Origin of the sequence: Flavobacterium azizsancarii (assembly GCF_027980145.1) — a bacterium.
Taxonomy (GTDB): domain Bacteria; phylum Bacteroidota; class Bacteroidia; order Flavobacteriales; family Flavobacteriaceae; genus Flavobacterium; species Flavobacterium azizsancarii.
This window is the reverse complement of the sequence record NZ_JAMZNK010000028.1, coordinates 25,171-47,729: the sequence shown is the minus strand read 5'-3', so window position 1 is coordinate 47,729 and position 22,559 is coordinate 25,171. Positions and strand designations below refer to the sequence as shown.

Below are 22,559 nucleotides of genomic sequence, written 5' to 3'. Positions count from 1 at the left end.
AAAATATGAAACAAAAAGAAATTAAATTAAGTAAAAGAAAGTTAATTCTTCTTTTATTAGCATCTATTTGGTTTATTACTATTAGTTCTGCGTTTATTCTATATCCCGAACGCTTTATTTCATTTATCTTTTTTAATGAAAAAATAATTAAAAATATTGGATTTATAGGGCTTCCCTTTTTTGGATTAGCTTCTTTATTGTTAGTAAAAAAAATGTTTGACAATAAACCAGGATTAATTATAAATGAAAAGGGAATAACAGATAATAGTAATTCTAGTTCAATAGGTTTGATAAAATGGTCAGACATTACCGAAATTAGTTTGGGTAGAGTTATGTCAACGCAGTTTTTGTTGATTAAAGTAAGTAATCCAGAAGATTATATACAAAAGGCAAATCAAATGAAGAAATTGTTATTAAAACAAAACTTAAAAACCTATGGTACACCAATTACAATAACATCAGTAGGCTTGCAGTGTTCTTTTGAAGACTTAGAGCAAATGATTTTGGAAAGCTATAATCAGAACAGGTAATATCTGATTATATGTTTTTAAATAGTAGTGTTTTGGTAATTATGGCTGCTTGGATAGGAGATTTGCTTTTTAGAATTACTGAAGCTTTTAGAAGTTATAGTAAGCCGTTAGAATCAAGAGGGCTTTTATTGATAGATGAATTAGACCTGCATCTACATCCTAAATGGCAGAGAAAGTTATTGGACTTTATAGGTAATAAACTTCCAAATTTTCAAGTTGTTGCCACAACACATTCTCCGCTTACTGCACAGCAGGCAGATACGGGAGAATTATTTGCTTTAAAAAGAAATGATTCTAATATTGTTGAAATTATACCCTTTATCGGTTCTCCGAAATCATTATTAATTAATCAATTACTTATGACTCCTGTTTTCGGATTGGAAACGGATGAAAGTTATGAGATACAGAATGTTAAAAAGGAATACGAGGCTTTAAAATCTAAAGGAGATTCTTTAAATGAAACGGAGAAAAAAACAATGAAGATTGTTAAAAGTAAATTAAAAGATTTACCTCACAGAAATCTGCAGACTTCAACTTCGAAAGAATTAGAACTGCTTGAAAAAATTGGGTAGTGTTTTAGAGTTAGTGATACGAGATTTTAGATTTCTAACATGTTGAAATAGAGTAAATGTTATCAATAAATAATTTAAAGATGAGCAGTAATGCTCATCTTTTTTGTTTTAATATTGCCTTAAAAGAACTAAAATGAGTAAAAATATTTCCTCGTGTTCCAGAGTTAGTGATGGTGTAAATTGTCCAAGATGTAAAGAGAAAGAAGTTGTTAAAAATGGGCGAACCAAAAATAAAAAACAGCAGTACTATTGTAAAATTTGTTGTTACCGTTTTATAAAAAATTATACTTATCAAGCTTACAACTCAAGCATAAATCAAAATATCATTCAATTAACAAAAGAAGGTTTAGGAATAAGAAGTACTGCAAGAATATTAAAAATTTCAACAACAACATTATTAAGAAGAATCGTTTCAATTGCAAGAAGTATTAATCAGCCCATTATCAGCAAAGGAAAAATGTATGAAGTTGATGAAATGTGCACTTACATAAGGAATAAGCGAAATTTTATCTGGCTGGTTTATGCTCTGGAAAAGAATTCTAAAAAGGTTGTGAGTTTTAATGTTGGTAAACGAACAAATAAAACATTGATCCTTGTCCTCGATACGTTAAAATTATCAGAACCGAAAAAGATATTTACCGACAGATTAAAAAACTACAGGTATCTAATTGATGAGAAATTACACTCTGTAAAACGTTTTGGTACAAATCATATTGAAAGGAAAAATTTGACTCTCAGAACTCATCTCAAAAGACTAAACCGACGTACTATTTGCTTCAGTAAAAGTTTAGTAGTTTTTATGGCTATTTTAAAGATTTACTTTTGGACTTGATTGATAAAATGGTAAGTTTATCCTTTAAATACATATTCTCAAATTAAATATACAATATACTTAATCAGTATAAAAATGAAAAGCATTTTTTTTATCATAACCATATTTTTTTTTACTAATAATTATGGACAGATTAGGCTTTCAGCAATACAGGGGCATTGGATAAAATACAAAGTAGAAATGAAAGATGGAAGTGATCTTTTTGACAGATTTGTAGAAGATTCTGCTTATGCAGAGTATCGGATTGATCAAAATAGACTATGCATTAATTCAAGTCCAATTCATAGAACTAATGAAAGTTGTTTAGATTTTAACTTGATCAATGATTTAATGAAAACATCTCAATATGCAGGATTTATCATTGAAAAAGTAAGTAATGATTCTCTAATATTAAGTGAAAAAATTGAAGGTTTAACAGATGATAAGCTAAAAAGATTATATTTTAGTAAACAAGAAGCTGTATTGGCACAGTTTAAAGAAAAGAATAAAAACAAAAAAAATATAATCGCCTCAAAATTATTTACGCCAAAAACTAATGCGACGATTGAAATAGATTTGAATAAAGCATTTAAAAATAATTACTCAAATTTTGAATTGGTGGGGAATTTAAAAATTTATCCGGCACAAAAAAAAATAAAGACAGAAATAACATTTTCGACGCAAAATGATTCATCAAGAATAAGAACAGTAAAAAAAGTTATCGATCATTCCTTTGAAAAATGGAATCTAAAAGACTTTCAGGATTATGAATCCATTGAAATTCCATTTGTTCTGAAAAGTGAAATCACAAAAAGATATTGGGGAATTTCAGTGCTTTTTTTTACAGAGGATTTAACTGAATTTGAGAGAATCTATGGAGGAAAAATGGAGGATCTAAGAAAATCTTCGGATTACTTTAGTAAAGGATTAGTCGCTTACCAACAAAAGAGATATTCAGAGTCCATTACGTATTTTACGGAATCATATAATTTTGATCGCAAAAATATAGATGCTTTATACAATAAAGCGGCTGTATATTTTGAATCTGGGGATAAGGAAAATGCCTGTAAAGTATGGTTAGAAATTTCCATGCTGGGTCAGGTAAATGCAAAACAATTGTTTCTCGATAATTGCAATTGATAATATTAGTTAATATGGATGTACTAATAAAAAATGGAGACAAAGTTAAGGGTGCATTATAAATACACCCGTAATTTTTTTAAATCCTTCTTTGAATTCTTTTTTTCTTCTTTTGCTTAAATTGTTTTGTTACATAATCTGAAGAATATTCAGCACGTGTAATCAGATCCAATAACCTAACTAAATGAGGAATGGTAAGTATATCTTTTTGATATTGTAAATCCTCGATCAATAATTCTTTAAAGGGAAGTTTTTCATAAATCTGATTTTCTTTTTGTTCACCAGTAATCTTCAATCCGCAGCGTTCTTCAATAGCTTTGGCACTGTATTCTTTTCCTAAACTACTGCCATTAAAAACATTTTTGGTTGTATAGTCAATATAGGTAATTCCATAAAGATTACCTTCATTACTTCGTCTAAATATAGTTTGAATGCCTTCTCTTCCCAATAGCTCAGCAAATTTACCTAAAGGCATTGCTTTCTCATTAAACAAGGTCGTGTTTATCTTATTTTTTACCCTTGATTTGTCTGATAATTTTCTTATTTCATTGTTCTTAAATTTTTCTGCTAAAAATTTCAAAGTTGGTTTAAAGTAAAAATCACTGGCTTTAATTGGAACTCCAATGGGATTTCCTTGGTCATCCAGTATTCGGTACACCAATCCATTTGCTAAAAAGATCTTTGAATTCTCATTACCACGGTCAGCCAATATATTGTATTGTTTCAGTACTGTATTAAGTTCGGGAAGACTTGAGTACTTATATTCATTGATTATCTTGTTTAAAACATTTGTTAAGGCTCTTTTAGATTGAACCTTTCCATAATTAACTTTGCTTATTGAAATAGGTTGTAAATTAAATTGTTCTTTTATTTTTCGACCTTCGGCTTTTACCAATCCAAAAGTTTCTTCGATTTCCTTTCTTGCGGGTTCTGATTTTCGAATGCCTAAATGATGCATATCAATTCGTTTGCCGTCCCTTTCAATATTTACAGAGACCAAATGAACGTGCGGGTGTCCCGCATCGTGATGTTGGTAAACCAAATAAGGCTGGTTTCCAAAACCGATTTTCTCCATATAGGTATTTACAATAGACATCAGCTTTTCTTTGGAATGATTTTCTGAAGGATCAAAATTCAGGGAAATATGTACACTGTTTCGTTTGGTGTTTTCATTTAGTTCAAGCCGTTTTGTAAAACGGTTGATCTTTGCAAAATCACTTAGTTGATCACCCAGACAGATGATCTTGTTTTTCAATTACCTGCAGGAAACCCGATCCCAAATGCTTCGATGTAAAACAGAGAAACTAATTATTACCAAGCTTGGCAAACCTATTACCGTAGGCGGTATTCATGGGATGATTGATCCGCTCAGGGCTTTATTTCCAGATCGAAAACTCAATCCGCAGACCATCAGAATGAGCGTGATCTGCAACTGGCTCAATGAGAATAATATTTCTTTGGAAAAGGCTCAGGAACAGGCAGGACATAAATGGCCGGGAACTACGGAAAAATATATTAAAGTGAACAGTTCACACCAACGTGAAATGATCAATTGTTACTTTCCAAGTATCTAAAAATAGTATTTATTAAATTTGAAATTTCTTATCTTTGTACTAATGAGTAAAAATCTTTATATAATCGCAGGTTGCAATGGAGCAGGTAAAACAACTGCTTCTTTTACAATACTTCCCGAGATACTAAATTGTAAGGAGTTTGTAAATGCTGATGAAATAGCCAAAGGACTTTCGCCGTTTCAACCGGAAAAGGTGGCTTTTGAAGCGGGAAGAATAATGCTTCACAGAATAAATGAATTATTAGCGAATAACGAAGTGTTTGCCTTTGAAACAACTTTAGCAACGAAAAGCTATAAACAGAAAGTTATTACAGCTCAGGAAAAAGATTATAAAGTTGTACTTTTGTTTTTCTGGTTAAATAATGTTGACCTGGCTATTGAGAGGGTTAAGCTTCGGGTTCAGGATGGCGGGCATAATATTGAAACCGATGTTATTAAACGACGCTATAAAAATGGAATTACAAATTTATTTGATATATATTTGCCGATAGTTAATGAGGCATTGATTTTTGATAATACAGTTGGCAAGGCTGAATTGATTGCGCAAAAAACATTAGGTAACGATATTGAAGTTATACATAAAATCAAGTTCGATAAACTCAAAAATAAGGAATCATGGGAGAACACACAACAACACCGACTCAGAAGAAAATTATAGACGCAATGGATAAAGTTTATGAAAAATTGATTGAGTCTAAAAAGAAAACTAACAGCGATTTAGTTGTAATGAAGGACGGTAAAATCGTAAGAATTAAAGCTAGTTCTTTATAAAATATTATTTCAATAACAATCGAAAGCCCTCAGGAATGAGGGTTTTTTTTGTGAGATAAATTGGCTATGTTTTTATTAGGAAAATAACCGAACTAAATCTAATTTCGTATTATAGGAAAATGTAACTGGACGTTCTTTATATGGAGATTTTTTGCAAGGGGTTGTTTTATATAAAAAAGGTTTACAGAACCCTATAAGTATAAGTACAACGACAAGGAACTCCAAGACGAGATGGGGCTTGGGATGTATGATTATGGTTTTAGAATTATGACCCTGCTCTTAGTCGTTGGATGAATATTAACCCATTGGCAGAATTTTCAAGACAATGGTCTCCATATACGTATGTTATAATAATCCTGTGTTTTTTATTGACCCTGATGGAATGCTAGCTACTTACGATTGGGATGCCCATAATTCGGGAAGAAAAGGAGTTTATAAAGAAGTGTCTTTTGGAGAAGCAATGGCAAGTCACGGTATTAATGGTAACAAAAATTCTTCACCTAAACAAGAACAGTATAAAAATGGTGATTATGTTGCTGTGGTAAATGCTCCAAAAGGAGCGGGTGGTTTTGGTCATAATGCTTTATTAGTGGGTAATGACGATGCGGGATGGGTATTTATTTCAAAAGAGGGAAGAGACGAAGATGAAAATTCTAATAGTGGAAATAATCCATTGACTGGTGGTCGTGCTTTAGATGCTAGGAAAGAATCGTTTGCTACTATTAATGATTTTTTTGCTGATAGGGATTATTCCGAGTATAAGGAAGGTCTAGTAATTAAAATACAATCGTCCACAGCTGAAAAAGGAGAAAAGGAAATGACAAAACAGGCATTGAGTAAATATTCACTTATTTTTAATAATTGCGGACAAGCCGTAAATGAAACCTTAAATAAATTCGGTATAAGAACGGTTGACCCTGATAAATATAAAGTATATGGAGGTTATTCTGCAGGAGCAGCTTTATATAATGGAGTAGTTCCAAATGAGATGTACTATTCCGTAAAACAGGCAAATAAGAACGTGCCAAGAACAATATTGTCAAGAAAATGAGAAAGAAAGTTTTAATTAGTCTATGCATTATAGCGTTAATGTGTATTAGTTGTAATGAATTCAATACAGCAACACCTCATGCATCTTCAACAATTTCAAATTCAAAAGAAAATGGGTTTTATCTCTCTACAGCAAATAAATTACAAACAGGAGATTTAGATATTATTGATTCTGTATGGATTGAAAAAGTTTGGCATTATAAAGTTATAAAAGGAGAAAAAAGAAAAGTTGCATTATCTTCAAATAATCAAATTGTCTTGAAATTAAAAAAAACAAGCAAAGAGTTTAAGAATAGTGAATACTTTTTAGAATGGAAAATAGGAGAAAAACATTTTGGTAATTTAGGTTCTGGCAATGGAGTGTATATGATAAGGTACCCCCAAAATACTAAAAGAGATACTCTTCATTTTTTGTTACATCAAGCAAATGATAAGTCAACTATTGATATTGGAACATTTGTTAATGTATCAAAGTTAGTGATAAAATAGGTAATGGGTAGTGTTTCAGATTAGGTGTTTTTGCAAAATGTCAATATTGAACAAATCAGAAATAAATATTGATATGAAATTAATGCTAGGTGTTTATGATTATGATTATTATAATGTTAATAAAAATGATTGCAAATGATCCTATTTGGAAATGGATTGACATGGATTGGAATATTCAGGTCCTAAAAAATCTTATGTTATAACCGATATTGATTCTCTAAAAGGTAAAACAATAGTGGAACTTATGAGATGGGAAGAACATGTATGGGAAGTGTTTTCAGGTCCAGCTCCAGAATTTAAAGAAGAAGATATAAGAATAGTACCATTAGGTACAATATTTAGGAATTGATGATACACTGCAGCTAACTGTTAATTTGGCTGTTGGTAAGGGTTTGTGGCGAGAAAATAAAGATTCAGAATGGAATGATTGGGAATAGTAGGACTTAATGTAGACTAAGATCATTTGTAAATATTAGAAAGTTTTAAAGGATGGGCAATTGCTTAGGAGTGGCCAGAATTTCTTCCGACCACTCCTATATTTTTACACCCTTAACTTTTTTAAACCGACACTGTCTTAAAAAGTGTGTAAGGTTAAAATAACGGGATTGGCTTTTTAATTAAAGTTGAACCCTTTTTTTACTATAGTTAAGAACTGATTGAGTATTAATCCCCAATTATGGATTAGCATTGTCCATTTTTTTGTAGCTTTTCTTAAATAGTAGCTTTTGGTTTTATATCAATTTTTAATGTGCCAAAATGTTAAAATAGAATTCAGTTTTGCCACCAGGCCGGACACATTTCAAGGGGACCAATTGTGAATGCCATGTAGCAGCTGTTAAAAAAAAGCTTTGAATCACTAATTTTGGATCAAGGTTTCCATTGTACTGCCTCGGGTGGAGGTGTGCTTCCAAAGTATCGTTTTATTTCTTCATGACTCATGGGGAAAAATTAAGCAAAATGCGAATGTTTGTCAAGGCTGCAGCTACTTTAAAACACTAGAATTTCATTGATTTATCTTGCGTTTTTCAGTAGGCTGGGTTTAAAGGAATTGCTTCAATGAATTTTAGAATTCCTTTTTATCATCCGGTTTGAAACAAGCTACAGTACTTCTTTAATGTAATTAAAAGATTACGTTAAAATACTCTTTTTTATTAATATAAATACAAAAATGTGGAAAACCGTAAAGATACAATTCATTAATAGTTTAGTTTAGCGAGCACTATTGAATTCTCCAAATTTAGTGTGCTTATGAAAAAACTTTACTTTGTATTATTTCCTTTTATTTTTCCTTTTTTTACTTACTCTCAAGACATTCTTTGGGAAAAATCATATGGAGGAACCCATGCCGATTATCTTTTTGACGCTCAGCCAACAGCCGATTATGGTTTTATTTTGGCAGGAAGTTCCCTGTCTAACAAAACCGGAAATAAAACAGATGACAATCAGGGAGATTTAGATTACTGGATCTGGAAAATGGATGAAAAAGGAGATCTTGACTGGCAGAAAAGTTTTGGTGGAAGCGGTTTTGATTTACTTCAAAGTGTTAAGAATACCAGAGACGGTGGTTTTATTCTGGCAGGAACATCGAGTTCAATGGCTGGTTTTCAAAAAAAAGAGGATTGTAAAGGAATCACCGATTATTGGGTCATAAAATTGGACGCAACAGGTGGCGAACAATGGCAACGAACCATAGGAGGTTCTGGTCAGGATGAATTGCTATGCGCTTTTCAAACCAAAGACGGAGGTTATATATTAGGCGGTTCTTCAAGCTCCGGTCCTCCGGTTATCTCCAACACCAAACCAGACGGAAAATCTCTCACTACAACTAAAGCTGATTTATTTAATAAATCTGAAAAAAGCAGAGGTAACATGGATTATTGGATTGTCAAATTAGACAAGCAAGGTGATATCGAATGGCAAAAAACATACGGTGGGCAATATGCTGATGTGCTTAGAGGTATGGAACAAACTACAGATAACGGATATGTTTTAGCCGGATATTCTAATTCTCCAATTTCAGGAGATAAAACAGCAAACAATAAAGGAGTTGGAGATTTCTGGATCATTAAAATAAATGATACGGGCGAAATACAGTGGCAAAACACCTATGGAGCAGAGGGAGACGATCAGCCTTATGTCATTCATCAGACTCTCGATGGCGGCTATATTGTGGGAGGAAATTCTAACAGTAAAAATGCGCTTACAGCCATGGGCGGTATCGTTAGCAACGGAACTGATTACTGGATCCTGAAACTGGATCAGGACGGAGGAGTCTTATGGAGTAAAACCTATGATTTTGGAAAAGTAGATATTCTGACCTCTTTGGTAGAAAACAGAGACCAGACGTATCTTATAGGCGGATACGCGCAAGGAGATAATAAACGTCCCAGAGAAGGTATTGTTGGAAAAGCAATGAATGTGGTAAACAAAGAAAAAGATGGAATCAACGATTATATCGCCTTGAAAATAGATGAGAAGGGCGAAGAAATCTGGAGCAAAACAGTAGGGAGCGCCGGAGAAGATATCCTTAGAAAGTTAGTAGAGACCCGTGATGGTGGATACCTCATGGCGGGAACTTCTAATTCAAGCGCTTCAAAAGATAAAAACGGAAGTATTGGAGGTAATGATTTTTGGGTGGTAAAACTAAAAGACAAACAAAAAGTAGAGAAAGTGAAATCTAGTATCGAGGCGATTCCAAATCCTGCAACAACGTATACCAATGTGATTATAGGGTATGATTTTAAATACGGAACAGCCACTGTGGTTGATATTACAGGACGTGTTTTACAGGAATTTGCAATAGACTCCAGAACAGTGCCTGTAAACCTAAGCAGATATTCAGAAGGTATTTACATCATTAAGATCAAAACTGATGTAAAGACAGAATCTGTAAAAGTGATCAAACAAGTAAAGTAAAATGTTAGAAAATAAAAGCATGCATAATTTTAAAATAGTAAGTTTTTTACTTTTCCTCCTATTCTCATTTGGAATTTATGGACAAAGTAATAATAATAATGAACCTAAAATTATACCGCCTTCTCCTACGGCGTATGAGCTGGGGAGATACGGTCAGGCAGATGTTGGTACTTTTACCGGTACTCCCAATATAAGTGTTCCTGTGTATACCTATAAGACAAAAAATATAGCAATTCCTATTGCCTTAAATTATAATTCAAACGGCATACAGGTCGATCAGATGGAAACCAATGTAGGGCTCGGATGGAACCTGAATACAGGAGGTATTATTAACAGGATTGTCAGGGGACAGCCAGATGAAAAAAGAAATGTTCCTATCTCTACAGACGATTGTTTTTCAGATACTTTTATTGTATACATAGAGAAAAATCAGTTTAAAGATATGCAGCCCGATTTGTACTCTTATAATTTTCAGGGGCATTCAGGGCAATTTGTTTTTGATGACAATGGTAAAGCAGTATTGGTACCTCAAAACAATTTAAAAATTGAGAAACTTGCCAGTAATATTAAATCCGGATTTAAAATAACGACAGAGGACGGGGTCGAATATCAATTTTATGATATTGAGTACAGTACCTGGGAGAATGTTGAAGCGCCTCAGACCGTTGTTACAGGCTGGTATCTCACTAAGATCATTCACCCGGAAGGAGATGTTGTTAATTTTACCTATAAAGGCACCAATTATAGTTTTGTTTCAACTATTAGTGAGTCATTTGGAATAAAGGTGCAACAAGAACTAAAATGTGATCCATCATCGATGACGGCTCCATCAAATCGGATGGAGAATCATTTAATTATTATGGGGAAAATCATAGAGAGTATTAGTAGTAATGAGGCTCAGTTTGGAAGTGTTACTTTTCAACAGAGAGACAATCCTAATACGATGGGGAATTATTTACTTAGTGGAATTAAAGTGTTTGATGCAGGACAGAATATAATTGAAAAGGCTGATTTTAATTATCTTTTTACAACTAATAAAAGAATTTTTTTGAGTGAATGTATTTTTAAAGATACCTCAAAAAAATATAGTTTTGAATATGAAGCCCCTGATGACTTAGTAGCAAGATTATCAGATCAGAGAGATTTATGGGGATACTATAACGGAAAGCCCGGGACTTATCCGGATCCTGTTATCCACAAAGATCTTTATCCACAAAATAATATTGTTAAAGATGCACTTATGGGCAGATCGACGGGAGATAAACGCCCTTATGTTGATTATGCAAAAAAAGGGATTCTGAAAAAAATAGTATACCCTACAAATGGCTATAACGAATTTCAATACGAGGCAAATACAATATGGACAGATGTAACAGGCCCATTGGAACTTAAAACAGTAAATCGTTGGTTTTACAATAAAGGAAATAGCAGAAAGGAGCAGACAGAGACATTTGTATTTGAGAATAAATCAGAATATGAAACGGAAGTACAAGCAAAAGTTTCTTATGATGATTATGATTTAGTGCCGGGTGTATTTCCAGAGGGAGAATTAATTATGACTGTTACAATTGAAAATTTGACAGATCCAATGCAGAATAGTCTAAATTTTTATGCTTATCAGCACAATATACCGGTTACACGTTCCTATAAGTTTTTAAAAAATAATACCTATAGAGTTTCTCTTATATTTTCTCCGGAGCCTAAAACTACAGGAAAGGTACATTTTACTTATTGTTTAGGTGGCGGCATTGTGTCTAAAGCTAATATACCGGTCGCAGGATTAAGGATTAAAGAAATTACATCTTTTGATACCAGGCTCAATACAGCAGATGTAAAACATTACTATTATGGTAAAAAAGAAACACCAGATGTATCGAGCGGTACAGAGGGAGTTAAGATAAAATTATTGACACATACTGAACTTAGGAAAATTTGTGATGATCCGCACGTACAATTTACAACGATAATGAGTATAGCGCTCATTTTAAATGTAAATGCTAATAGCGTATATCCATTATACAAGTCAATGGGTAACAATTCTACAACTTATGAAAATGTAACTGTGAGTCATGGTGGGACTAGTTTTAAGAATGGAGGTGAAGAATTTTTTTATGATGTATCTGCAGACATGCAACCTTATTTATGTCTTAATAGCGATCTTGCTTATTTTCCCTGGATCAATTCAAGCTGGAATAATGGGTTGTTGAGAAAAAAAATAGTTTTTGATAAAAGATTAACTAATTTAAATATAGTAGAATACAATTATAAATTAGAAGATCAATATACCAGGAAAGTGCCAGGTATAGCAACTGACTATAAATATAATCCAATACTTTTTTTTACTAGTCCTGATTATAAAAATATTGAACATTTGAATATTAGTAAATACACAACTAATTCGTACTGGTTTTATCTAGAATCAGAAAAAAATACCCAATACGATTTAGAAGGCTTAAATCCTATAGTAACCCAAACAACTTATAAGTATAATAATGCGCTTCATCAAAAACTAAGTTCGCAAACCACGACGAGTTCTACAGGAGAGAATATAGAGACAAAGTATTTTTATGCTTCTGATCCTGAAATGGCATCTGAACCATTCAGAAATGAACTAGTAGCTCAAAATATGATAGGAAAAGTTCTTGATACGCAAACCCTAAAACAAGGAGCAAAATTATCAGAACAAAAAACAGTTTATGATAAAAGCGACAAAACCAGTAATTTATTATTACCGGGATTTATTTACGCCAATAAAGGAATCGAGGGTATAAACAATAGTACTGACAAAAAACTCACTTTTGACAAGTATGATGAGAAAGGGAATATCTTGCAATATACTTTAGAGGCTGGTATTCCGGTTTCTATTATTTGGGGATACAATAAAACACAACCTATTGCCAAGATAGAGAATCTTGCTTATGGCTCAATTCCTGCAGGAACAATTAACAATTTGCAGACACTCTCGAACGCTGATACTGATAATTGTATGTCCGGGAGTTGTACTGAGCAGTTATTGCGAAATGGTTTAAATGCACTTCGCACTTCTTTGCCGGATGCTTTTATTTCGACCTACACTTATAATCCCCTTGTAGGGGTAACTAGTGTAACAGATCCTAAAGGTACTGCTTCTTATTATGAGTATAATTCTTATGGCAGATTAAAATTTGTTAAAGATAAAGATTTAAATGTACTTCAAAAATATTGTTACAATTATAAAGGACAGCAAATAGATTGCAATGATAATGAGTCTACAAGTATTGTCTTGTATAGAAGTGCTGCCAGAAGCGGTTCTTTTACCAAGACCAATTGCGCTCCAGGTGGAGCAGGGGCAACTGTAGTTTATAATCAGGTAGAAGGAGTTTCTTCTTCTACTATTTCTCAGATAGATGCCGATGCAAAAGCAACAGATAAATTCAATACTGACGGGCAAATTTATGCCGATACAAATCCTTTGGTAAAATGTACTTTTTTAAATACTGCTCAAAGCAGATTAATTTCCCGAAACAACTGTGAAGCGGGAGGTAGCCCTTCGAGTGTTTGGTATACAGTTGCTGCAGGAATTTACAGCTCGGATATTTCTCAGGCTGCGGCTGATGCTCAGGCTCAAACAGAAATAGATAACAACGCACAGGCATTTGCCAATAGTGATGCCAATGCAAAATGTACTTTTTTAAATACTGCGCAAAGTAGACTAATTGCCCGAAACAACTGTGAGCCGGGAGGTTTACCTGCAAGTGTCTGGTATACAGTTGCCGCAGGAACCTACAGTTCTGATGTTTCTCAGGTAGCGGCTGATGCTCAGGCAGTTACGCAAATTGATAACAACGGACAGGCATTTGCCAATAGTGATGCCAACGCAAAATGTACTTTTTTAAATGCTGCGCAAAGTAGATTAATTGCCCGAAACAACTGTGAGCCGGGAGGTTCACCTGCAAGTGTTTGGTATACAGTTGCTGCGGGTACGTATAGCTCTGATGTTTCTCAGGCAGCGGCTGATGCTCAGGCAGTGACGCAAATTGATAACAACGCACAGGCATTTGCCAATAGTGATGCCAATGCAAAATGTAGTTTTTTAAATACGGCGCAAAGTAGATTAATTGCCAGAAACAACTGTGAGCCCGGAGGTAGCCCTTCAAGTGTTTGGTATACAGTTGCTGCAGGAATATATAGCTCTGATGTTTCACAGGCTGCCGCTGATGCTCAGGCAATAGTGCAAATCGACAACAATGGGCAGGCATTTGCCAATGATAATTCGATATGTACTTTTTATAGTACGGCATTAAGTGGATCATTTACTAAAAACAATTGTGATACCGCAGGTTATGGCTCGAGTGTACCTTTTGGCCTGGTTGCAGGAACTGCTTCTTCAAATAGTTCTCAGGCAGATGCAGATGCGCAGGCTCTAAATATTTTTAATGCTAATGGCCAGGCCAATGCAAATGCTACAGGATATTGTACGTTTTACAGTCCGGCAATGAATGGTTATTTTACTAAGGATAATTGTAGTATAGGAGGTGCGGGTTCAAATGTTTATTACAGTCAGGATTTTGGTATTGCGTATTCTCATAATTCACAAACAGAAGCAAATGCGTTAGGAAGCGCTAAGTTTTATACAGACGGACAAGCTTATGCCAATACTTATGGTGATTGCACTTTTATGAGCGCTGCATTAAGTGGTCCTTTCCAAAAAAATGATTGCCCAGTGGGAGGAGTAGGTTCTCCTGTAGATTATAGTCTGGCTATGGGAGCAGTTTCTCTAAAAACATCACAAGGAGATGTTGATGCTCAGGCTTGGAATAAATATCAAATTGAAGGTCAGGCTAATGCTAATGCTTATGGATATTGTACTTTTAAAAGTGCGACTTTAAGCGGTTCATTTACTAAGAGTAATTGTGATGCCGGAGGTTATGGCTCAGATGTAGCTTTTAGCCAGGTTGAAGGAGCTGCTTCTTCAAATAGTTCTCAGGCAGATGCAGATGCCCAAGCTCTAAACCTATTTAATGCAAATGGTCAGGCTTATGCAAATGTAGCAGGATATTGTACGTTCTACAGTCCTGCAATGATTGATCTTTTTATTAAGAATAATTGTGATGCTGGTGGTACTGGTTCTAATGTTTATTACAATCAAGGTTTTGGAGTTGCGTATTCTCATAATTCACAAGCAGAAGCAAATGTCTTAGGAAGTAATAAATTCAACGCAGATGGACAAGCTTATGCCAATGCAAATGGAGTATGTACGTTTAGAAACAGTGTTCAAAGCAGATTAATTAGCAGAAACAACTGTAGTATTGGAGGAATACCCGATAGTGTTTGGTATACTGTTGCTGCCGGAGCATATGCTTCTGATATTTCTCAAGCGGCAGCTGATGCTTCTGCTGAATTAGTGATCAATATTTATGGGCAGGCATATGCTAACGCTAATGCAGATTGTACCTTTAGAAGTACCGCTGTAAGTGGTTCATTTCAGAAAAACACCTGTGTTGGTGGGGCGGTTGGTTCTTTTGATGGATATGCTTTAGCAGAGGGAGCGGTAGTTTTAAAAACTTCTCAGGCCCATGTTAACAGTGAAGCTTTGGCTAAACTCAATGCAGAAGGACAAGCCAATGCCAATGCTAGTGGTGAGTGTTTGTTTTATAATGTGCTTATTTATAGATCGATAAGAAGGACGTATTGCCCTCGGGGAACAAACGGAACCTCTGTACTGTATAAGGTTTCTCCAAAAACATATAGCTCGTTAATCTCTCAGGCAGATGCCAATCAAAAAGCTGAAGACGAAATTGATCGACTGGGACAGCCTTATGCAGATAAAAATGGAGTATGTAACCAGGGAGAAATAGAAGAAAAATAATAAAGTTGCGGGCTTGTTATTTGTAACTGCTAATTGAGAGTTGCATAGATGCAAACGAAGTCAATGTTGTATCAATATTTAGTCTGCAATAAAAAACTATAAAGAATTTTAATCATTATGAATTCTAAAAACATAAAATGTATTTGTATGAAAAAATACATACCTATATTTATTCTGTTGCTATTGGCAAGTTCGGGTGTAACGGCCCAGACTTTCAGTGATGACAATTTCGTGTATACCGCTGCGCCTAAAAAGCCGGTGCAGGCAGGGAATTTTAATACCTTGACCAAAGACGAGATGAGCCAAAATGTGACTTATTTTGACGGATTGGGACGCCCGATACAAAGCATTGCTATTGGGCAGGGAGCAAATGGGGAAGATATCATCACTCCAATAGAATACGATGCTTTTGGAAGACAGATAAAAGAATATTTACCTTATGCCTCTTCCAATGGCGGTAACAGCTATCCAAAGATCGATCCCACTGCTGCGATATCTGCCGCACAAGGTTTTTACAGTACAGAGAAATATGAAAATACGGCAAATCCTTTTTCTGAAAAGAAACTCGAAGCCTCGCCTTTAAACAGGGTTTTAAAACAAGCGGCTCCGGGAACTTCCTGGATGATGGGCAGTGGTCATGAAATAAAACTCGATTATCAAACCAATAAATCATCGGATGCAGTAAAATTATATAAAGCAAATACAACCTGGCTAGCGGGTCAGGGTTTGTATGAAATTAGTTTTTCAGACGCTGGAACTTATGCAGAGAATGAGCTGTACAAAAACGTAACTTATGATGAAAATTCAGGTGCAAGCCTAAGTGAATCTGCAGGCTCTACAGTAGAATTTAAAAATAAAGAAGGACAAGTAGTTCTTAAAAGAACCTATGATTCAGGTGACAAACACGATACGTATTATGTGTATGATATTTACGGCAACCTTACTTATGTACTTCCTCCAAAAGTAAGCGGAACGATCAGTAATGATGTTTTAAACGGTTTGTGTTATCAATATAAATATGACAATCGCAACCGTTTGGTCGAGAAAAAATTACCTGGAAAACAATGGGAGTTTATCGTTTATGATAAACTAGATCGCCCTGTAGCCACAGGCCCTTCGTTTTCGCCTTTTAGAGACGAAACAGCAGAAGGTTGGCTCATAACCAAATATGATGCTTTTAGTCGTCCGGTTTATACGGGTTGGTACAATCAATCATCGAATTCAGTAATACGAAAATCATTGCAGGATGCTCAAAATACAGCAACTGTTTTGTTCGAGACTAAACAAACTTCTGCCACTATAGATGAAATCCCTGCAAATTACAGTAATAGTATTACCCCTATCAATTTTAGACTTCTTACGGTTAATTATTACGATAATTATGATTATCCTAATGCGCCATCAATACCTACAACTATCGAAGATCAGCCTGTTTTAGCCAACGCAAAAGGCCTGGCTACAGGAAACTGGACAAGAGTAGTTACGATAGCTTCGGCGCAATTAGGAGAAACAACAACTACAGTTTATGATGATAAAGGAAGGCCTATCCGTACAAGAATACAAAATCATTTTGATGGGTATACCAGTACAGACAGTAAACTAGATTTTACAGGAAAAGCGCTTTATACAATCACCAAACACAAAAGAACTTCAGGCGATAACGAGCTTACTATAAAAGAAGAATTTACCTATTCACCGCAAGATCGTTTACTAACCCATACCCATCAGATTAATGCAGGAATTGTACAACTCTTGACGTCAAACAGCTATGATCAATTAGGACAACTGGAGAGTAAAAATGTAGGGGACAGTGGCGGAAATGCGAGACAAAAAGTAGATTTTAGCTATAACATAAGGGGTTGGCTTACCGGTATCAACGATACGGATAATTTACAGCACGACTCAGATCCGGTAGACTTATTTGCCTTTAAAATTAATTACAACAACCAATCCGGTAACTCAGCTGTGGATGCTCTCTACAATGGAAACATAGCAGAAACATTCTGGAAAACCGCATCAGATTATGCATTGCGCTCCTACGGATACAACTATGACAACCTTAACCGACTAAAGAACGCCATTTATCGAAAACCTAACGATGCTATTCCTGTATCGGGCGCTTACAATGAAAGCTTAAGCTATGATAAGAATGGTAATATTAAATATCTACAAAGATATGGCGATAGTGATGCGCCTTCTATTGTCTTTAAGATTGATGATTTGACTTATGGTTATCTAGATGAGAATTCTAATCAATTGGTAAACGTTACAGAAGGCCTTACCGGAAATGATAATGCTGGTTTTATAGACGCCAATAAAACAGGCGATGATTATGCTTATGATGCTAATGGTAATATGATTAGTGATAAAAACAAAAACATTACTAAAATAGAGTACAACCATCTTAATTTGCCTAAGAAAATTATTTTTGGAACAACTGGTTCGATTGAGTATATTTACAATGCAGTAGGGCAGAAACTCGAGAAAATTGTAACGGATAATAGTGTTGTAAACAGTACAAATTATCTGGGTGGTTTTCAGTACAAGGATAATGTTTTAGAGTTTTTTCCAACGGCTGAAGGGTATGTTAAAAATGAGAACGGAGCCTTATCATATGTGTTTCAGTACAAAGATCATTTAGGAAACGTTCGTGTTAGTTATGCTAAAAACCCGCAAAGCCAAGTTCTTGAAATTATCGAAGAGAATAATTATTATCCATTTGGTTTAAAACATAAAGGATATAATGATTATTTACCAATTGCTAATAAGTATAAATACAATGGGAAAGAACTCCAAGACGAACTGGGGCTGAATGTTACAGCGATGGACTGGCGACAATACGACCCCGCTATTGGCAGGTTTAATGTAATTGACCCATTAACCGAGTTAGCCCCTATGCATAATCCTTACAGGTTTGGTTTTAACAATCCTGTTTATTGGTCTGACCCATCTGGTCTGTTTGAAAACGATAAAGAAGGTCTAGCAGTTTGTCCAACCTGTCCAAATACACCTGCATTTAAACCGCTAATTGATGACCCCAATAATACATATCTTTATGACCCAGAAACAAAAATTGCTAGTGAAATTACAGAACTTGAGGAAGTTGTTGTACAAGGAAAATCTAAAAAAAGTAGCACAGTAGATGATGCAAACTCCATTAATGATAGAATTGGAGATGGTGCTGATATTTTAGCATTAACTAGTAATAAAGGTGGTTCATTTAGGTTGACTAACAATGGTAGTTATAACCTACGAAACTTTAGTTTTAAATATTATAAGTCTAATTGGACTGGAGGAAGTGTTGCAAATATCAAGACGTTTAATGTAAGTAAATTAATAAAGAAAGGTTCTATTGCAACCACCGTTATTCTTGGAACTATAGAAGTTGGACAAGGAGTAGCTGGAGATTACCAAAACTACCAAAACACAGGATATACTAACGGTGAGAATACAGCAGTAGCCACAGCAAAAGTTGGGGCTGGTATTGCGGTTGGTTGGGCTGCAGGAGCTGCGACAGGAGCTGCAGTTGGAAGTTTTATTCCAATACCAATTGTTGGAACAATTGCAGGAGCCATTGTTGGAGGAGTTGCAGGATATTATGCGAGTGAAAGAGCAGGAAATTTAGTTGAAAAAGCTTATGAATAACATACAAATGAAAACAACAATAATAATAGAGAAATGAAAACAATAATAATAGAGAAAAATAAAAATTATTTCAAAAGAATTGCAATAATGCTATTGATGATTTTTGTCTTATGTGGATTGGTGAATTTTTTATGCTATCCTTCCGAACACACCTATTTTTTACTTCCAACAAAAAATACCGTAATTATATTTTCTATAGTTGGTATAATAACTTGTGCTTTGGTAATATTTTTACTCTTAAAAAGTATTTTCCGAAAAGATGTCTTCTTAAGAATTGACGAACAAGGTATATTTAATGGTTTTTTCTTATATACCAAGAAGCTTATCAAATGGGAAGAAATCAGTAAGATAGAAACAATTAAATACAACTATAACAATTACATAGCAATATTTTTAAAAGAAACTCCAAATAATGAAAAAGGTATTAGCTCACTTTTCTTTAAAATGAATGAAAAGTCTATGGGTACACCTTATATAATTACTTCTGGGGATTTAGATTGTTCTTTCGACGAATTAGAGCGATTAATCTTAGAGGGCTATAATCAGAGTAAACAAATTAAAAACTAGTACAGCATTCAATTATTAAACAACCAGACGGCTCGGATATGTTTACAATGATAGCGCAGATTTGTAATCTATGCCCACAATCAAAAAAAAATGAACTTACAGAATTAGGAAAGATAATCACAAATATTTATCGCATTACATCAAGTATATACAAAGAAAATACGAAAGTTGAAGATGCAATTGAAAACTCTCAAAGATATTTTAATGCTCCAATCTTGGTATTAAAATCAACCAATCCTATATATGTTAAATTTCTCGATGATAATTGTAATAAACTCGGAAGTGAAATAGGTAAACTGCCATTTTCAAATACAATTTTCGTTGACTTAACCAATTTTCATAAAGATAAAGACAAATGTTTAGAAAAAATTATTCTAAGATTAAATGGATATTAAAAACGAACGAAAATTATGGTTTTGCAGAATAAATCTTTAATCACATATACAAAGATAGATGTGAGTAATGGGCTTAATGCTGGATTTGTTATTGGGATGATTTAGCGTATCCGCCCGGGCAAACACATATTTCATAAGCTAATGTAAGATAGTAGTTTTGTCCGAAAGAATATTAAGATGGACAAAAAAGAATATATGTTATCTCAAGTGGAAGCTTGGAAACAAAGCGGTATTAGTCAACAGACATTTTGTGATAAAGCCGGAATCAAATTGGGTACTTTTAGCTATTGGATTAAAATAAGTAAACAGCAAGACGATTTAGCTGGTGGATTTATTGAGCTTGCCAATCCAAGTATTGATATGAAGAGTCAGTATGAAATAGTCTATCCAAATGGCGTCATACTAAAAGTTCAGAACACCGATCTTAAAGAAATCTTCTCCTTAGTAAACCTGTATTAATGTTTAGCCTGAGCAGTTCCCATACTTTCTTGCTGTATCCTCAAATTTGCGATATGAGGAAAAGTTTTGATGGCTTGTGTGGTATTGTGACTAATGAACTAGGACGGGTAGCTCATAGTGGAGAAGTTTTTATTTTTGTTAATCGCAAAAAGAATCAGATCAAACTCCTTCATTGGGAAGCAGGTGGTTTTGTGCTTTATCACAAGCGCTTAGAAGAAGGAACTTTTGCCATGGTTAATAATAATGATCTTCGAATTAGTTGGAGTGATTTAGTATTAATGATAGAGGGAATTGACATTATAAAAAGCAGTCAAAAAAAGCGATTTTCTTTGTAGATATGACTTGTAAATCCTTTGTAAATACTGGGGTTTTCCTTATATTTACGGCATGGAAATAGACCTAGAAAACTTATCAAAACAAGAACTTTTGGAGCTTATTAAAGAGCAATCCAGAACTATTTCCAAACAAGAGATAACAATCTCCAAGAAAGAAAAGGTTCTTGATAAAAAAGAGAAGTTTATTGAGCAATCTCTATTACATCTATAGACTCTTTAATTATGATAAGCAAAACAATAGCGCAGAGTTTTATGTTTTAAATGGTTCAATTTCAGAAAATTTTAATCTCCAAGCAACTCAATATAGCGCTTCTTATAAAGTGCAGAGTGAAGAGATATGAAGAGATAGTGGTTGCAATATAAATGATAGAAAGAGCCATTGGCTATCTCTAGAATTATGACACGAAAAGGTTATTAGAGTAAAATAGAAAAGACAGCCTGAATAAATAGTAGGCTGTCTTTTTTTTTAATAATAATTAACGGTTTACTTTTTTATTTTCCTGCAGTTACATTGATACCAATCTCGATATCTTTACTGATCATCCATTCTGCGGGATCAGCTTGGGATGCTCCGAATTTAATATCCCAGTCCGTGCGATTAACAGTAAATTTAGCCTGTAATGTTACAGTAGCGTCCACTATAGTAACCTTTGCCGGGAAGGTAACATTAACAGCTTTACCTTTAAGGGTAAGATTACCACTTACCGTTTTATTGGCACCTTCTACAGCATCTTTTACAGGAGAGGTTGAATTAGTAACGCTAGTAATTTTAAAGTCAGCAGTTGGATTTTTTCCAACATCAAAAAAGTCAGCGCTTTTTAAGTGAGCTTCTAATTCTGTATACTTTTTGTCTTTTTCAGTTACAGATGCAGGATCTACTTTAATAGACGTCATATCTATTACAAAATCACCTGCAGTAAGCTCATTGCCTTCCAGAGAAATTTCACCTGATTTAATGGCAAGTGTTCCCCAGCGAGGCGCAAAACCTCCTTTATGGAATGCTTTCCAGTCTACTTTAGATGTTGCTAAGTCTACTGCTAATACTTCTCCTTTTTTCTCGGCAACCTGCTTTTCTTCGCCTGTTACTGTTTCGCTTGATGATTTTTTACATGCTGTTGTAAATAAAGTAACAGCGACCAATGTTAATACACTAATTTTTTTCATTCCTTTAAGTTTTAAAAAAATTGTTAATGAATACGTCTTATTTTAATTCTCAGTTTAATAATTAAAAAGACAGCTTTACAATAATGGGGAATTTAGTGATAATTTAAGGAAAAAACTACAATCGTATTCAAATTTCGATGACTTATGAGTCAAGAAATGTAAAATATTTTTTTGTTTATAAAATAATGACATCTGTAAAGAAGTAGTAGGAGCCAGGAGAGGATAGTAGAAACCTACTTAGCATTAATGTGCTATATTTAAGAGGCTTCGTCTATAAAACGAAGCCTTTATTTC

Annotated in this window: 18 protein-coding genes; 16 read left to right on the top strand and 2 right to left on the bottom strand. The window is 34.2% G+C overall.

Features of this window, described 5'->3' with window-relative positions:
* The first annotated feature begins 5 nt into the window (after window positions 1–5).
* The 4 genes from NJT12_RS15905 (at window position 6) to NJT12_RS15890 (ending at window position 3,053) form a co-directional block, all read left to right on the top strand.
* On the top strand, window positions 6–530 hold the full coding sequence (locus NJT12_RS15905) for an STM3941 family protein (protein ID WP_271336911.1): 525 nt from the start codon (window positions 6–8) through the stop codon (window positions 528–530).
* A gap of 11 nt (window positions 531–541) precedes the next feature.
* Window positions 542–1,102 (top strand): AAA family ATPase, encoded by a 561-nt coding sequence (locus NJT12_RS15900; RefSeq protein ID WP_271336910.1) that lies wholly within the window; start codon window positions 542–544, stop codon window positions 1,100–1,102.
* Window positions 1,103–1,235: 133 nt separating this feature from the next.
* Window positions 1,236–1,934 (top strand): IS1 family transposase, encoded by a 699-nt coding sequence (locus NJT12_RS15895; protein WP_271336909.1) that lies wholly within the window; start codon window positions 1,236–1,238, stop codon window positions 1,932–1,934.
* 75 nt (window positions 1,935–2,009) lie between these two features.
* On the top strand, window positions 2,010–3,053 hold the full coding sequence (locus NJT12_RS15890; RefSeq protein ID WP_271336908.1) for a tetratricopeptide repeat protein: 1,044 nt from the start codon (window positions 2,010–2,012) through the stop codon (window positions 3,051–3,053).
* 79 nt (window positions 3,054–3,132) lie between these two features.
* Here the strand turns inward: NJT12_RS15890 and NJT12_RS15885 are convergent, their stop codons facing one another.
* Complete coding sequence (locus NJT12_RS15885) at window positions 3,133–4,308, bottom strand: relaxase/mobilization nuclease domain-containing protein (RefSeq protein WP_271336907.1); 1,176 nt, start codon at window positions 4,306–4,308, stop codon at window positions 3,133–3,135.
* Between the two features lie 25 nt (window positions 4,309–4,333).
* Between NJT12_RS15885 and NJT12_RS15880 the strand changes: the two genes are divergently transcribed.
* From NJT12_RS15880 to NJT12_RS15825, 12 genes are all read left to right on the top strand, one after another.
* Window positions 4,334–4,627 carry a site-specific integrase gene (locus tag NJT12_RS15880; protein WP_271336906.1) on the top strand — a complete coding sequence of 98 codons (294 nt, stop codon included), beginning with the start codon at window positions 4,334–4,336 and terminating at the stop codon, window positions 4,625–4,627.
* 42 nt (window positions 4,628–4,669) lie between these two features.
* Entirely contained in the window at window positions 4,670–5,284 is a 615-nt protein-coding gene (locus NJT12_RS15875) for an ATPase (protein WP_271336905.1), read from the top strand.
* A gap of 438 nt (window positions 5,285–5,722) precedes the next feature.
* On the top strand, window positions 5,723–6,448 hold the full coding sequence (locus NJT12_RS15870; RefSeq protein ID WP_271336904.1) for a hypothetical protein: 726 nt from the start codon (window positions 5,723–5,725) through the stop codon (window positions 6,446–6,448).
* Window positions 6,445–6,936, top strand: a complete 492-nt coding sequence (locus NJT12_RS15865) for a hypothetical protein (protein ID WP_271336903.1) — start codon at window positions 6,445–6,447, stop codon at window positions 6,934–6,936. The genes NJT12_RS15870 and NJT12_RS15865 overlap by 4 nt, the downstream gene beginning before the upstream one ends.
* 1,248 nt (window positions 6,937–8,184) lie before the next feature.
* Window positions 8,185–9,852 carry a T9SS type A sorting domain-containing protein gene (locus NJT12_RS15860; protein WP_271336902.1) on the top strand — a complete coding sequence of 556 codons (1,668 nt, stop codon included), beginning with the start codon at window positions 8,185–8,187 and terminating at the stop codon, window positions 9,850–9,852.
* 1 nt (window position 9,853) lies between these two features.
* Window positions 9,854–15,700 carry a DUF5977 domain-containing protein gene (locus NJT12_RS15855; protein ID WP_271336901.1) on the top strand — a complete coding sequence of 1,949 codons (5,847 nt, stop codon included), beginning with the start codon at window positions 9,854–9,856 and terminating at the stop codon, window positions 15,698–15,700.
* Window positions 15,701–15,847: 147 nt separating this feature from the next.
* Window positions 15,848–19,345, top strand: coding sequence for a DUF6443 domain-containing protein (locus tag NJT12_RS15850; RefSeq protein WP_271336900.1), 3,498 nt, complete (start codon window positions 15,848–15,850; stop codon window positions 19,343–19,345).
* 33 nt (window positions 19,346–19,378) lie between these two features.
* Window positions 19,379–19,912 carry an STM3941 family protein gene (locus NJT12_RS15845; protein WP_271336899.1) on the top strand — a complete coding sequence of 178 codons (534 nt, stop codon included), beginning with the start codon at window positions 19,379–19,381 and terminating at the stop codon, window positions 19,910–19,912.
* Between the two features lie 38 nt (window positions 19,913–19,950).
* A complete protein-coding gene (locus tag NJT12_RS15840; RefSeq protein WP_271336898.1) occupies window positions 19,951–20,307 on the top strand; it encodes a hypothetical protein in 357 nt (118 codons plus the stop codon).
* Window positions 20,308–20,484: 177 nt separating this feature from the next.
* The gene (gene tnpA / locus NJT12_RS15835; protein ID WP_271336897.1) at window positions 20,485–20,766 is read left to right on the top strand and encodes an IS66 family insertion sequence element accessory protein TnpA; all 282 of its coding nucleotides are present in this window, start codon (window positions 20,485–20,487) and stop codon (window positions 20,764–20,766) included.
* The gene (gene tnpB / locus NJT12_RS15830) at window positions 20,766–21,101 is read left to right on the top strand and encodes an IS66 family insertion sequence element accessory protein TnpB (protein ID WP_271336896.1); all 336 of its coding nucleotides are present in this window, start codon (window positions 20,766–20,768) and stop codon (window positions 21,099–21,101) included. Before tnpA ends, tnpB begins: the two co-directional genes overlap by 1 nt.
* 52 nt (window positions 21,102–21,153) lie before the next feature.
* Entirely contained in the window at window positions 21,154–21,312 is a 159-nt protein-coding gene (locus NJT12_RS15825; protein ID WP_271336895.1) for a hypothetical protein, read from the top strand.
* Window positions 21,313–21,593: 281 nt separating this feature from the next.
* Here NJT12_RS15825 and NJT12_RS15820 read toward each other — a convergent pair whose 3' ends face one another.
* Entirely contained in the window at window positions 21,594–22,265 is a 672-nt protein-coding gene (locus tag NJT12_RS15820) for a YceI family protein (RefSeq protein WP_271336894.1), read from the bottom strand.
* Window positions 22,266–22,559 lie beyond the last annotated feature (294 nt).

What these genes read in the sequence shown, in the direction of transcription:
- NJT12_RS15905 (WP_271336911.1), top strand. Translation starts at nt 6, where the DNA reads ATGAAACAAAAAGAAATTAAATTAAGTAAAAGAAAGTTAATTCTTCTT.
- NJT12_RS15900 (WP_271336910.1), top strand. Translation starts at nt 542, where the DNA reads ATGTTTTTAAATAGTAGTGTTTTGGTAATTATGGCTGCTTGGATAGGA.
- NJT12_RS15895 (WP_271336909.1), top strand. Translation starts at nt 1,236, where the DNA reads ATGAGTAAAAATATTTCCTCGTGTTCCAGAGTTAGTGATGGTGTAAAT.
- NJT12_RS15890 (WP_271336908.1), top strand. Translation starts at nt 2,010, where the DNA reads ATGAAAAGCATTTTTTTTATCATAACCATATTTTTTTTTACTAATAAT.
- NJT12_RS15880 (WP_271336906.1), top strand. Translation starts at nt 4,334, where the DNA reads ATGCTTCGATGTAAAACAGAGAAACTAATTATTACCAAGCTTGGCAAA.
- NJT12_RS15875 (WP_271336905.1), top strand. Translation starts at nt 4,670, where the DNA reads ATGAGTAAAAATCTTTATATAATCGCAGGTTGCAATGGAGCAGGTAAA.
- NJT12_RS15870 (WP_271336904.1), top strand. Translation starts at nt 5,723, where the DNA reads ATGGTCTCCATATACGTATGTTATAATAATCCTGTGTTTTTTATTGAC.
- NJT12_RS15865 (WP_271336903.1), top strand. Translation starts at nt 6,445, where the DNA reads ATGAGAAAGAAAGTTTTAATTAGTCTATGCATTATAGCGTTAATGTGT.
- NJT12_RS15860 (WP_271336902.1), top strand. Translation starts at nt 8,185, where the DNA reads ATGAAAAAACTTTACTTTGTATTATTTCCTTTTATTTTTCCTTTTTTT.
- NJT12_RS15855 (WP_271336901.1), top strand. Translation starts at nt 9,854, where the DNA reads ATGTTAGAAAATAAAAGCATGCATAATTTTAAAATAGTAAGTTTTTTA.
- NJT12_RS15850 (WP_271336900.1), top strand. Translation starts at nt 15,848, where the DNA reads ATGAAAAAATACATACCTATATTTATTCTGTTGCTATTGGCAAGTTCG.
- NJT12_RS15845 (WP_271336899.1), top strand. Translation starts at nt 19,379, where the DNA reads ATGAAAACAATAATAATAGAGAAAAATAAAAATTATTTCAAAAGAATT.
- NJT12_RS15840 (WP_271336898.1), top strand. Translation starts at nt 19,951, where the DNA reads ATGTTTACAATGATAGCGCAGATTTGTAATCTATGCCCACAATCAAAA.
- tnpA (WP_271336897.1), top strand. Translation starts at nt 20,485, where the DNA reads ATGGACAAAAAAGAATATATGTTATCTCAAGTGGAAGCTTGGAAACAA.
- tnpB (WP_271336896.1), top strand. Translation starts at nt 20,766, where the DNA reads ATGTTTAGCCTGAGCAGTTCCCATACTTTCTTGCTGTATCCTCAAATT.
- NJT12_RS15825 (WP_271336895.1), top strand. Translation starts at nt 21,154, where the DNA reads ATGGAAATAGACCTAGAAAACTTATCAAAACAAGAACTTTTGGAGCTT.
- NJT12_RS15820 (WP_271336894.1), bottom strand. Translation starts at nt 22,265, where the DNA reads ATGAAAAAAATTAGTGTATTAACATTGGTCGCTGTTACTTTATTTACA.